This is a genomic window from Nitratireductor sp. CH_MIT9313-5 (assembly GCF_037029545.1).
Lineage (GTDB): Bacteria > Pseudomonadota > Alphaproteobacteria > Rhizobiales > Rhizobiaceae > Chelativorans.
Genome location: NZ_JAYMER010000028.1, coordinates 178,831 through 191,327 on the forward strand (window position 1 = coordinate 178,831; position 12,497 = coordinate 191,327).

The 12,497-nt window shown below is 60.9% G+C and carries 10 protein-coding genes; 5 read left to right on the forward strand and 5 right to left on the reverse strand.

What is annotated here, in order from left to right; all coding sequences use genetic code 11:
- Positions 1-3: 3 nt before the first annotated feature.
- The 5 genes from urtE to urtA form a co-directional block, all read right to left on the reverse strand.
- On the reverse strand, positions 4-708 hold the full coding sequence (gene urtE, locus WA367_RS17580; RefSeq protein ID WP_336058070.1) for an urea ABC transporter ATP-binding subunit UrtE: 705 nt from the start codon (positions 706-708) through the stop codon (positions 4-6).
- Between the two features lie 4 nt (positions 709-712).
- Positions 713-1,459 carry an urea ABC transporter ATP-binding protein UrtD gene (gene urtD / locus WA367_RS17585; RefSeq protein WP_336058071.1) on the reverse strand — a complete coding sequence of 249 codons (747 nt, stop codon included), beginning with the start codon at positions 1,457-1,459 and terminating at the stop codon, positions 713-715.
- Between the two features lie 210 nt (positions 1,460-1,669).
- Positions 1,670-2,866, reverse strand: coding sequence for an urea ABC transporter permease subunit UrtC (gene urtC, locus WA367_RS17590; protein ID WP_336058072.1), 1,197 nt, complete (start codon positions 2,864-2,866; stop codon positions 1,670-1,672).
- The gene (urtB, locus tag WA367_RS17595) at positions 2,863-4,473 is read right to left on the reverse strand and encodes an urea ABC transporter permease subunit UrtB (RefSeq protein ID WP_336058073.1); all 1,611 of its coding nucleotides are present in this window, start codon (positions 4,471-4,473) and stop codon (positions 2,863-2,865) included. The genes urtC and urtB overlap by 4 nt, the downstream gene beginning before the upstream one ends.
- 154 nt (positions 4,474-4,627) lie before the next feature.
- The gene (urtA, locus tag WA367_RS17600) at positions 4,628-5,923 is read right to left on the reverse strand and encodes an urea ABC transporter substrate-binding protein (protein WP_336058074.1); all 1,296 of its coding nucleotides are present in this window, start codon (positions 5,921-5,923) and stop codon (positions 4,628-4,630) included.
- Between the two features lie 223 nt (positions 5,924-6,146).
- On the opposite strand from urtA, the gene WA367_RS17605 reads away from it, so the two are divergent.
- The 5 genes from WA367_RS17605 to WA367_RS17625 all read left to right on the forward strand — a co-directional run bounded on the left by WA367_RS17605 (position 6,147) and on the right by WA367_RS17625 (position 12,494).
- Entirely contained in the window at positions 6,147-9,509 is a 3,363-nt protein-coding gene (locus WA367_RS17605) for a hybrid sensor histidine kinase/response regulator (RefSeq protein ID WP_336058075.1), read from the forward strand.
- Positions 9,502-10,410, forward strand: coding sequence for a DNA-binding response regulator (locus tag WA367_RS17610; protein WP_336058076.1), 909 nt, complete (start codon positions 9,502-9,504; stop codon positions 10,408-10,410). Before WA367_RS17605 ends, WA367_RS17610 begins: the two co-directional genes overlap by 8 nt.
- 82 nt (positions 10,411-10,492) lie before the next feature.
- On the forward strand, positions 10,493-10,885 hold the full coding sequence (locus WA367_RS17615; protein ID WP_336058077.1) for an MAPEG family protein: 393 nt from the start codon (positions 10,493-10,495) through the stop codon (positions 10,883-10,885).
- Positions 10,886-10,899: 14 nt separating this feature from the next.
- Complete coding sequence (locus WA367_RS17620; protein ID WP_336058078.1) at positions 10,900-11,259, forward strand: YciI family protein; 360 nt, start codon at positions 10,900-10,902, stop codon at positions 11,257-11,259.
- 2 nt (positions 11,260-11,261) lie between these two features.
- Entirely contained in the window at positions 11,262-12,494 is a 1,233-nt protein-coding gene (locus tag WA367_RS17625) for an RNA polymerase sigma factor (protein WP_336058079.1), read from the forward strand.
- Positions 12,495-12,497 lie beyond the last annotated feature (3 nt).

The window sequence follows — 12,497 nt, forward strand, 5'->3', positions numbered from 1 at the left end:
GGATCAGACCATCAGGTGCCGCTTGACCTCGGGAAGGTCGAGATCACTTGCCGGACCCTCATGCATGATCTCCCCGCGATCCATGATGTAGATGTGATCGGCAATCTCGCGGCAGAAATCGAGATATTGTTCGACGATCAGGATCGTCATGCCAAGCTCGTCGCGCAGGAACTGAAGCGCGCGGCCGATATCCTTGATGATGGACGGCTGGATGCCTTCGGTCGGCTCATCCAGAATGAGCACCCTGGGGCGCGTGACCAATGCGCGGCCAATGGCAAGCTGCTGCTGCTGTCCGCCGGAAAGATCGCCACCACGGCGCATCAACATGTCTTTCAGCACCGGGAAAAGCTCGAACACCGTGTCGGGAATGGTGCGTTCGGATGCCTTCAGCGGCGCGAAACCCGTCTGCAGATTTTCCTTCACACTCAGAAGCGGAAAGATGTCGCGTCCCTGCGGCACATAGCCAAGCCCGTGGCGCGCACGGGCATAGGGGGGAGTCTTGCCGAATGCCGCATCGCCGACACGGATTTCCCCGCGGGACACAGGATGCACACCGGCGATCGCGCGAAGAAGGGAGGATTTGCCGACACCGTTGCGGCCGAGAACCGCGGTGATCTTTGCCGGATGGGCGCAAACACTGACGCCGCGCAGCGCCTGTGCGGCACCATAATGCAGGTCGATTGCCTCTATATTGAGCGAAGTGCCCATAATTTCACCTCCCGAGATAGCTCTCGATGACCCGCGGATCGGCGCTGACATGGTCGAGGCTGCCTTGTGCGAGGACCGAGCCTTCCGCCAGAACCGTCACCCGCGCAGCAAGATCGCGGATGAAGCTCATGTCGTGCTCCACCACCACCACCGACCGTGTCTGAGCAATTTTCTTCAGCAAGATCGCCGTTTCCACCGTTTCAGCATCCGTCATGCCCGCCACCGGCTCATCAACCAGGAGCAGCTTTGGATCCTGTGCAAGGAGCATGCCAATCTCCAGCCATTGCTTCTGGCCATGGCTCAGATTGGCGGCCAGCTCGTCGGCCCGCTCGGTTAGGCGAACCGTTTCGAGGATCTCGTCAATGCGCGCCTCGTCGTCGGCGTCGGCATGATAGAACCAGGCGGAGAAGACCCCGCGCGGCTTTTTCAGCGCAAGCTCCAGATTGTCGCGCACCGTGTGGCTTTCGAAGACCGTCGGCTTCTGGAATTTCCGTCCGATGCCAAGTTCGGCGATCTCGGCCTCGTCCATGGTTGTCAGGTCGGCTTCGCCGCCGAAATAGACATCACCTTCATCCGGCCTCGTCTTGCCTGTGATGATGTCCATCATCGTCGTCTTGCCCGCACCATTCGGCCCGATGATCGCCTGCAGCTCGTTATGGCCAACGATCAGCGACAGATTGTTGATGGCCCTGAAGCCGTCAAAGGAGACGGAAACGCCGTCAAGATAGAGAAGCGCCTTGTTTTTTGTCATGCCGTCACCCCCACCGTCATCCCGGCCGAGCGAAGCGAGAGCCGGGACCCATTGAGAGGCGCGGCCGGTTTGAATGGTGATGATCGACCTTGCTGACGCGCGCCCGGGCGAGGGCCGGGCCTTGCTCCATGGTTGGCGGCCAATGGGTCCCGGATATTGCTGCGCAATTCCGGGATGACGCTGATGTGGATTTGGTTGTGCATCATGCTCTCACTCCGCCGGGGCTGTTTCGAGATTGGCCGGAGCGGCCGCCGATTGTGGTTTGCCGGGCCGAGGGCCTGCGCCTTGTTCCGCGCGGGCAGAAATGCGCCGCGCTTGCAGGGCGCTCCAGCCGCTGGTGAAGGCGCCGACAATGCCCTTGGGCAGGAAGATGGTGACGGCGACGAACAGCCCACCGAGCGCAAACAGCCAGAATTCGGGGAAAACGCCGGTAAACCATGACTTGCCCGCATTGACGAGCACCGCGCCGATGATCGGGCCGATCAGCGTTCCGCGCCCGCCCACTGCCGTCCAGATGACGATTTCGATGGAGTTGGCCGGCGCGAATTCGCCCGGATTGATGATGCCGACCTGCGGCACGTAAAGCGCGCCCGCAATGCCCGCAATGATGGCCGAGGCGGTGAAGGCGAAGAGCTTGTAGCGGTCCACCCGGTAACCCAGAAAGCGCGTGCGGCTTTCTGCGTCACGAACGGCGACCAGTACCTTGCCAAGCTTGGAGCGCACGATGGCCGAGCAGACGAGGAAGGACAGGGCGAGCGCAATGGCCGAAGCGGCAAACAGGCTCGCGCGCGTTCCCGGTGCCTGCAGCGAGAAGCCCAGAATATCCTTGAAATCGGTCAGCCCGTTATTGCCGCCAAAACCCATATCATTGCGGAAGAAGGCCAGAAGGAGCGCATAGGTCATGGCCTGCGTTATGATGGAGAGATAGACACCGGTCACGCGGCTTCTGAAGGCAAACCAGCCGAAGACGAAGGCAAGCACGGCCGGCACCACCACCACCATGAGGGCGGCGAACCAGAACATGTCGAAGCCGTACCAGAACCAGGGCAATTCTTTGTAGTTCAGGAAGACCATGAAATCGGGCAGGATCGGATTGGCATAGACGCCCCGGTCGCCGATCTGGCGCATCAGATACATGCCCATCGCATAGCCGCCGAGCGCGAAGAATGCGCCATGGCCAAGCGAGAGGATGCCGCAATATCCCCACACCAGATCCAGCGCCAGCGCAAGCATCGCATAGGTAAGATACTTGCCGAACAGCGGCACCGAATGTCCCGGCACGTGAAGCGGGTGATCGGGAGACAGGAGCAGGTTGGAGGCAGGCACTGCAATTGCAAGCAGCACCAGCGCCATCACCACAAAGATCGCCTTCCTGTCGAGTGCGCGGATGAGAGTTGCTGTGATCATGCGTCCACCGCCCGGCCCTTGAGCGCGAAGAGCCCGCGCGGCCGCCTTTGAATGAAGAGAATGATGAAGACGAGGATGAGGATCTTGCCGAGAACCGCGCCCGCATAGGGTTCGAGAAACTTGTTCGCGACACCCAGTGTCAGCGCGCCGACAAGCGTGCCCCACAGATTGCCCACACCGCCAAAGACCACGACCATGAAGCTGTCGATGATGTAGCCCTGGCCGAGATTGGGTGAGACATTGTCGATCTGGCTCAGCGCCACCCCGGCGATGCCCGCAATGCCCGAACCAAGGCCGAAGGTAAGCGCGTCCACCCATGGCGTGCGAATGCCCATGGAAGACGCCATACGGCGGTTCTGCGTCACCGCGCGCATCTGAAGGCCGAGCGGGGTGCGGTTGAGTACGAGTAACAGGATCGCGAAGACGGCCATCGCGAAAAAGACGATCCAGAGCCTGTTCCAGGTGATGGCCAGACCACCAAGCTCGAACGCGCCGGACATCCAGGACGGATTGCCGACCTCGCGGTTGTTGGGCCCGAAAATGGTGCGGACAAGCTGCTGCAGGATGAGGCTGACACCCCATGTGGCAAGCAGCGTTTCCAGCGGTCGACCATAGAGCCAGCGAATGATGCCGCGCTCCATGGCAACACCCACGCCACCTGCGACGAGGAAGGCAAGCGGCAGGGCGATAGCAAGCGAATAATCGAAGAGGCCGGGAAAGCTCGTACGAATGACTTCCTGCACCACGAATGTGGTGTAGGCGCCCAGCATCACGATCTCGCCATGCGCCATGTTGATGACGCCCATGACGCCGAAGGTGATGGCAAGGCCGATGGCAGCAAGCAGCAGGACCGAACCGAGCGAAAGCCCGTACCAGATGTTCTGGCCCGCGCTCCACATGGCAAGGCTGCGCTCAATCTTGCGTATGCCGTTTTCGATGGCGGGAAGAAGCTCCTGCGAAGCGACAGCCCGCGCGCCGGTGAGCATGGTCAGGGCCTCGCGGTCGCCCTTGGCGGCAATGGTCGCAACAGCCGCTTCCTTTTCTTCCGCCGAAGCTTCCGTTTTCAGAATGATTGCAGCGCGCGCGATTTCCAGCGTCTGACGAATAGATGCGACATCTTCCTGCGCCAGCGCCTCGTCAATCAGGGGAAGGGCATCGGGATCTGCAGTGGCAAGCACATTCCTTGCCGCCGACTGCCGCACCGCCGGGTCGTCGCTCATCAGCGTCAACTGGCCGATTGCGCCATCAATGGCGCGGCGCAGGCGATTGTTGACGCGGATCTTGTCCAGGACGCCTTTTGCCGCCGTGCCGAGATCATCACCCGAAATCGGGTCGCTCAGCCGGTAGGTCTTGCCCTCGCGGGTTGCTGCGACAACCGTGCCGGTTTCCTCGTGAAGATAAAGATCACCTTCGCCTAGCGTCTCGAGCAGACCTGCCACGCGTGGATCACCCGTGGCGGCAAGATCGAAGATCACCTGTTCGCGTTCGGAATAGCCGCCATCGGGCAGGGCCTTCACAAGCGCTTCGACACTTTGAGCGAGGCTCGACGTGGCAAAGGGCAGGAGGAGCGCCAGAAGGATGATGCGCAGAGTGCGAGTGGGAGACATGGGCCTTGAGCGATCTGGTTGGAGGTTGAGGCCAGGATCACCCCCTCTGTTCTGCCGTCACATCAACGATTGATCTCCCCCCTTGTGGGGGAGATGCCCGGCAGGGCAGAGGGGGGTGACAGGGGCGCAGACCGGAGGCCCGCGCCCCGAGGGATCAGCTTGCGCCGCCGCAGCTCTCGGTCTGCGTGTTGTAGTTCCCGCAATTGATCGGCGCGGTCCAGTCGGCCTCGATCATCTTGGATTCGGGCAGGAAGTCGGACCACGCATCACCCGGCACCGTGCCTTCGGTTTCGTAGACCACCTCGAACTGGCCATCATCCTGGATCTCGCCAATCAGAACCGGCTTGGTGATGTGGTGGTTGGGGAGCATCTTGGCGATGCCGCCGGTCAGGTTCGGCGTCTCAAGACCGATGATGGCGTCGAGAACCGCATCCGTGTCCGTGGTTCCGGCCTTTTCGACCGCCTGAACCCAGAGATTGAAGCCGATCACATGTGCTTCCATCGGATCATTGGTCACACGCTCCTCATCACCGATGAATTCGCGCCACTTGGCGATAAATTCCGCATTCTCTTCCGTGTCGACAGACTGGAAATAGTTCCAGGCGGCAAGGTGCCCGACGAGCGGCTCGGTATCGATGCCGGCCAGTTCCTCTTCACCCACGGAGAAGGCGACGACAGGAATGTCGGTGGCCGAAATGCCCTGGTTGCCAAGCTCCTTGTAGAAGGGAACATTGGCATCACCATTGATGGTGGAAACAACTGCCGTCTTCTTGCCTGCAGAGCCGAAGGACTTGATGTCGGAGACGATGGTCTGCCAGTCGGAATGACCGAAAGGCGTATAGTTGATCATGATGTCTTCGGCGGCAACGCCCTTGTCCTTGAGATACTGCTCGAGGATCTTGTTGGTCGTGCGCGGATAGACATAGTCGGTGCCGGCGAGCACCCAGCGCTCCACGCCTTCCTCGTTCATCAGGTAGTCGACAGCGGGAATGGCCTGCTGGTTGGGAGCAGCGCCGGTGTAGAAGACATTGCGCTGGCTTTCCTCGCCCTCATACTGGACGGGGTAGAACAGGATCGAGTTGAGTTCCTCGAAGACCGGCAGAACGGATTTGCGGCTGACCGAAGTCCAGCAGCCGAATACGGCAGCGACCTTGTTCGCCGAGATCAGCTCGCGTGCCTTCTCGGCAAAAAGCGGCCAGTCGGAGGCCGGATCGACGACGACAGCTTCGAGCTTCTTGCCCAGAAGTCCGCCCTTCTTGTTCTGCTCGTCGATGAGGAAGAGCATCGTGTCTTTAAGCGTGGTTTCCGAAATCGCCATGGTTCCGGAAAGCGAGTGCAGAACGCCGACCTTGATCGTCTCTTCCTGCGCATAAGAGATATTGGCCGACAGGCTGATTGCGCCGGCTAGAGCCGTTGCAAGCACGCCGCGGCGGGTGAAAGTGCTGGTCATCTAAGTGTTCCCCTCTGTTAGGTTGGGCCTTGGCAAGTCCGGGAGGAGCAGGGCCGGGGGGAACTGTGCAGCCAGTTCAGCCGCGGGGCCTATACGTCAAATTGCGTAGGTTCAGCCTGCCGCAATTACAGGCAATATGCATAATTTATAGGCAATTTGATTTTATGTTCAAAAAGTAGTCAATTAAGTGCTGTCACAGGGAAGAAGGCGGCACGCAGAGCCGATGGCGCGACAGCGAATCCTGCCGATCCGGCGGGAATATAACCGGTGGGTCGCCAACGAGACCCTTGAGGATTACGCGCTGCGGTTTACCGCCAAGAGCGCGCGCCGCTATTCCAGTCAGCGCATCTCGCAGACGGCAATCGGTGCCATTTCCTTCCTCGCACTGGAGGCGATAGGCGGCGCGATCACGCTCTCCCATGGAACGAAGAACGCCCTTGTCGCCATCGTGGCCGCGAGCATCGTCATTCTTGCCGTTGGCATACCCATTGCACGCTACGCCGCGCGCCACGGGCTCGACATCGACCTGCTGACGCGCGGGGCAGGCTTCGGCTATATCGGCTCGACGGTGACCTCGCTCATCTATGCAGCCTTCACCTTCATCCTCTTCGCCATCGAAGCCTCGATCATGTCCAGCGCGCTGAAGCTTGCCTTCGGCCTGCCGCTGTGGATCGGTTATATCGTGAGTGCGGTGGCGGTAATCCCGCTTGTAACCCATGGCGTGCGGCTCATCTCCCGCTTCCAGATCCTCACCCAGCCGGTATGGATCGTGCTCAACATCCTGCCCTTCTTCTTCATCGCATGGCTCGATTGGGAAAAGATCGATCTCTGGCTTTCCTTCCCCGGCATCCATGCCGATGCAGGTGGATTGCAGCTTGTGCAGATCGGCGCGGCCAGTGCTGTCATCCTTGCGCTGATGACGCAGATCGGAGAGCAGGTGGATTTCCTGCGCTTTCTGCCGCCCGAAAAGAAAGGCGGACGACGCCATCGCCTTGGCGTCTTTCTGGCAGGTCCCGGCTGGGTGCTGCTCGGCGCGCCGAAGCTTGCCGCGGGCTCGTTTCTTGCCGTGCTCGTATTGTCGCTCGGCGTGATACCGGAACATGCCGCGGAGCCTGCCGAAATGTATGCAGCCGCCTTCGGCTACATGATCCCCGATGAGCAGCTTGCGCTCCTCCTGATGGCGGTCTTCGTGGTGGTGAGCCAGCTCAAGATCAATGTGATGAACGCCTATGCGGGTTCGCTCGCCTGGTCAAATTTCTTCTCGCGCCTGACGCACAGCCATCCCGGCCGGGTGGTGTGGCTCGTCTTCAATGTCGCCATCGCGCTGCTCCTGATGGAGCTTGGCATCTATCAGCTGCTTGAACAGACGCTGGCGATCTTCTCCATCATCGCGATGGCGTGGCTCTGCACCATCTCGGCGGATCTGTTCGTCAACAAACCGCTCGGCCTCGCTCCGCCCGGTATCGAGTTCAAGCGCGCGCATCTGTTCGACGTGAACCCGGTCGGCACGGGGTCGATGGTCTTGTCTACCGTGATTGCGCTTGCCGCTCACTTCGGTGCCTTCGGGCCGCAGGCCGCAGCCCTTGCCCCTTTTGTCGCCCTCATATGCGCCTTCGTCTTCGCTCCACTCATCGCGTGGAAGACGGGCGGCCGCTACTATATCGCGCGTCGGCAGCGCGCCGACTGGGCGCATGAGCATTCCATTACCTGCTCCATCTGCGAAAACCCCTTCGAGCCGGAGGACATGGCATGGTGCCCGGCCTATGCCGCACCGATCTGCTCGCTTTGCTGTTCTCTGGATGCGCGTTGCCATGATCTGTGCAAGCCGAAGGCAAGCGCGCGGGCGCAGACATTTGCGCTTGCAACCCGCCTCCTGCCCAAGCGGTTCGTGGTTCAACTTCAAACAAGGCTTGGACGCTTCGGCCTGACGATGAGCTTTGCAGTGCTGCTGCTTGCCGCAATTCTAGCGCTAGTCCATGTCTTTGCCATTGCCGCCGCACCGCAGACGGCGGATGTGGTGGGCGGTACCATTCTCGTCGTCTTCTTCGTGCTTTGCGTCGTGGCCGGGGTCGTCTGCTGGTTCCTGGTTCTGGCCAATGACAGCCGTCACATGGCGGAAGAGGAAAGCGCGCGCCAGAACCGGGCCCTGATGCGCGAGATCGCGGCCCACCGTAAAACCGACGCCGCGCTGCAGGAAGCCAAGGAGAAGGCCGAGGCGGCGAACCAGGCGAAAAGCCGCTATGTCGTCGGCCTCAGCCACGAGCTTCGCACCCCGCTCAATGCCGTGCTGGGCTATGCGCAGATACTGGAGCGCGACCGCGAGCTGCCGAAGGACCAGAAAAGTGCTGTCAGTGTCATCCGCCGCAGCGCCGATCACCTGTCCGGCCTCATCGACGGTCTGCTGGACATCTCGAAGATCGAGGCCGGGCGCCTGCAGGTCTATTCCAACGAGATCAGCCTGCCGGATTTTCTCGACCAGCTTGTCGACATGTTCCGGCTGCAGGCAGAGGCGAAGGGGCTTACCTTTCACCACGCGCGTGACCCGGCACTGCCGAACTATGTTCGCACGGATGAAAAGCGCCTGCGCCAGATCCTCGTCAATCTGCTTTCCAACGCCATCAAATATACGGGCGAGGGCGGCATAAGCTTCACCGTCAGCTACCGGTCGGAAGTTGCGACTTTCAGCATACGCGATACCGGACCCGGCATCGCCCCCGACGATCTTGAACGCATATTCGAGCCCTTTGCGCGGGGAGCGGCAGAGCGCGAGCGACTGACCCCGGGTCTGGGCCTAGGTCTCACCATCACCCGGCTTCTCACCGAGACCCTGGGCGGGGAAATTCGTGTCGAGTCCAAACCCGGCGAGGGCGCTCTGTTCACTGTCCGGCTAATGCTTGCAAAGATCGACCGGCCGGCAGCGCTTGGCACGGCCAACAGACATGTCACAGGCTATCGCGGCGAACGGCGCGTGGTGATGGTGGTGGATGACAATGCCGACCACCGCGATATGATGCGCCAGATGCTGCAGCCGCTGGGCTTCACGATGCTGACCGCCGCGGACGGTGCGGAATGTCTCGCGCTCACCACCACGGCAAAGCCGGATCTGTTTTTCGTGGACATCCAGATGCCCGGCATGAGTGGTTGGACGCTGGTCGAGCGCCTGCGCGAACGCGGACTTGCCGCGCCCATCGTCATGCTTTCCGCCAATATCGGCGACGGTGTGGGCAAGCCCGCGCGCGATGCGGGCCATGACGCCGTGATGGCCAAGCCTTTCGACCTGCGCCAGCTTCTGCAGGTGATGGGGGCACAGCTGAAACTGGAATGGACGGAAGAAGGGGAGGGCGCGGAAAGGTCATCTGCCGCCGCGCAAGCCACAACCTTGCTCTCCTCACCCGGCTCCAACCATGTTGCCGAGCTTCTGCGGCTTGGACGCATTGGCCATGTGCGCGGCATAGACCGCAAGCTGACCGAGCTCAGCCAGGAGCCGGACAACCAGGTTCTGGTCGAGCGGTTGCGCGCGCATATGGATGTCTACGACTTCGAGGGCTATGCGAAACTTCTGGAGAGTGTCCGTGGTGATGAGTGAAGCAGCACCGACAGGCGATATCGTTCTTGTCGTCGACGACTCGCCGGAAGCACTGGGCTTTCTCACCCGCGCGCTGGAAGAGGCAGGCGTCACCGTTCTCGTGGCAACCAGCGGCGATGCCGCGCTCAATGTCGTGAAGGAGGTTACGCCGGACGTCATCCTGATGGACGGCGTCATGCCCGGTCTCGACGGTTTTGAGACCTGCAAAAGACTAAAGGCGCTTTCGCATCTGGCTCATGTGCCAGTGATCTTCATGACCGCACTCAGCGAGACCGAGCACGTGGTGCATGCGCTGGAAAGCGGTGGCGTGGATTTTCTTACCAAGCCCATCGATCTTGAAGAACTGCGCGCAAGAATGCGGGTGCATCTGGCCAACGCACGGCGCGCGCAGAGCGCACAGGTGGCGCTCGACGCGGCAGGCCGGCATCTGCTTGCGCTCGATACCGCCGGTGAAAGGCGCTGGATGACACCGCAGGCGGAAAAATTGCTCGCCAATGCTCCCAACCGCCAAACACTCGAAGCGGCGATTACCGAAACCATCCGCACCCGCATCGAGCGCGCCACACTGGCCGCAGGCGCGACAATCCTGCCGCTGCCCGAAAGACTGCCGGAATTCCAGCTCATCTATCTGGGCCATGTTGCCGAGGGTGAATATCTCTTCCGCCTGATCTTCGAAACCAGCAGCGGCCAGCAGGAGACATTGCGCCAGCATTTCGATCTGACACCGCGGGAGGCGGAAGTCCTGTTCTGGATCGCGCGCGGCAAGGCCAATCGTGACATCGCCGAACTCCTGGAACTGAGCCCGCGCACGGTGAACAAGCATCTGGAGCAGATCTACATCAAGCTCGCCGTCGAAAACCGCGCCTCTGCCGCGGTGAAGGCGATGCATGTGCTGGGCTGACATTTTTTTCGGCACCTAAGCGAAAAAACGCTGGCGGCAGACGTCATGCAAGTGTCAACTCACACTTGTAGGGCATGCAACCATGATTTTTACAGTCACACCCATTTATGCGCTGGGCGTCAGCGTGATCTATCTCATCCTCTGGTTTCGCGTCACCGCCATGCGGGGCGGGGGGGGTATCTCCATCGGTGACGGGGAGAACCGGGACCTGCTTCTGCGTATCCGTCAGCACGGCAACTGCGCGGAGTGGTCGACCTTCATCCTCATCCTGATGCTGCTTGCCGAGGGCATGGATGCACCTGATCTCTACCTGCACCTGACGGGCGCGCTGCTCCTGGTTGGGCGCATAACTCATCCGTTCGGCCTCAAGGCCGACAATGCCGGCCATGTCCTGCGTTATGTGGGCAATGGCACGAACATTCTGGCAGCACTCACTGCAATGATCTGCATTGCCGCCAATCTCGCCGGCTTCTGAGGGGAACAAGAACAATGAAATACATGCTTCTGATCTACAACGATCCCGCCAGGGAACCGGAATTTGGCACTGCAGCCTTCGACGAGATGATGAAAGGCTTCATGGATGCAAACGAGCAGATGAAGGCGGAAGGCGTTCTGCTGGATGGCGAGGGCCTGAAGGGGGTCGAGACTGCCACGTCACTGCGCGTTCGCGGCGGCAAGGTGGAAACCATGGATGGACCCTTCGCCGAAACGCGAGAGCATCTTGGCGGCTACTATGTCATCGACGTGCCGGGACTTGATGAGGCGCTGAAATATGCCGAGCTTGTGCCCTCGGCGCATTTCGGCACGGTCGAACTGCGCCCGCTCATGGACTACAATCCGGGCGGCTGAAAGTGACCGGCATTGCACCGCGTACCATTGCCGTCTCCAACGCATTGGATGCGGTGCTTCGCCGCTCGCAGGCCAAACTTCTGGCTAGCCTTTCGACCAGACTTGGCGATCTCGCGTTTGCCGAGGATGTGCTGCAGGAGGCGAGCGTCTCCGCGCTCGCTCACTGGGGTCGCAGCGGCATACCGGCCTCACCCGAGGCCTGGTTGATGCGTGCTGCAATCAACAAGAGCATAGACCGCTTCAGGGCACGCGCGCGCGAGGGCTATAAGACCGATGCCTTCGCACAGCTGCGCGAGGATCAGGACATCTTTGACGAGGCAGCGGAAATTCCCGACGAGCGCCTGCGCCTCATTTTCGCCTGCTGTCATCCGGCGTTGGAAGAGAAATCGCGCATCGCTCTGACACTGCGCGTGGTCTGTGGACTGACCACCCGCGAAATTGCGGCCGTCTTTCTTGATCCGGAAGCAGCAGTCGGTCAGCGCATTTCCCGCACCAAGCAAAAGATAAAGGCCAAGGGCATCACCTTTGACGTGCCTGACCGGCAGGCATGGCCCGACCGGCTTCCAGCCGTTCTTTCCAGCATCTATCTGATCTTCACCGCTGGCTATGTGAACGAGGATTGTTCGACCCGCGACCTATGCCTCGAGGCGCTGTTCCTGATGCGCCTTGTGCAGGAGTTGCATCCGGCTGATGCGGAGATCGAAGGCGCACTCGCACTGATGCTCTTCACCCACGCGCGCAGAAAAGCCCGCATCAACAAGGCAGGCGCTTCGGTCCCGATTGGCGAACAGGACAGGAAGCTGTGGCAGATCGCCGAGATCGAGGAGGGAGAACGTCTGCTCACTGGTGCACTCGAAGCCAACACGCCTGGCCCTTTCCAGCTCAAGGCCGCAATCGCAGCGGCCCAGATGCAGGAAGGTGGTGCGGACTGGAAACAGATCGCGCTACTCTATCACCAGCTTTGGCAGCATGAACCGACACCGGTCATCATGCTCAACTGGTGCGTCGCGGTGGCCGAGTGCGGACGGGTTGAGGAAGCGCTGCAACGGCTCGAAATGCTGCACGAACCGCTCGCCGCGTTCCAGCCCTTTCATGCCGCCCGCGCCGAATTTCTGGCGCGGCTCAACCGCAGGCAGGAGGCGCGCTGCGCCTATGAGGCTGCGCTGAGAAGCGCACCACACGAGGCGAGCCGACGATTTCTGGAGCAGAGAATGGCGCAACTCGAGCCGTTGTGAAGA

Bases quoted from the DNA above. Each gene is read 5' to 3' on its own strand.
- urtE (WP_336058070.1), bottom strand. From the start codon at position 708: ATGGGCACTTCGCTCAATATAGAGGCAATCGACCTGCATTATGGTGCC.
- urtD (WP_336058071.1), bottom strand. From the start codon at position 1,459: ATGACAAAAAACAAGGCGCTTCTCTATCTTGACGGCGTTTCCGTCTCC.
- urtC (WP_336058072.1), bottom strand. From the start codon at position 2,866: ATGATCACAGCAACTCTCATCCGCGCACTCGACAGGAAGGCGATCTTT.
- urtB (WP_336058073.1), bottom strand. From the start codon at position 4,473: ATGTCTCCCACTCGCACTCTGCGCATCATCCTTCTGGCGCTCCTCCTG.
- urtA (WP_336058074.1), bottom strand. From the start codon at position 5,923: ATGACCAGCACTTTCACCCGCCGCGGCGTGCTTGCAACGGCTCTAGCC.
- WA367_RS17605 (WP_336058075.1), top strand. From the start codon at position 6,147: ATGGCGCGACAGCGAATCCTGCCGATCCGGCGGGAATATAACCGGTGG.
- WA367_RS17610 (WP_336058076.1), top strand. From the start codon at position 9,502: ATGAGTGAAGCAGCACCGACAGGCGATATCGTTCTTGTCGTCGACGAC.
- WA367_RS17615 (WP_336058077.1), top strand. From the start codon at position 10,493: ATGATTTTTACAGTCACACCCATTTATGCGCTGGGCGTCAGCGTGATC.
- WA367_RS17620 (WP_336058078.1), top strand. From the start codon at position 10,900: ATGAAATACATGCTTCTGATCTACAACGATCCCGCCAGGGAACCGGAA.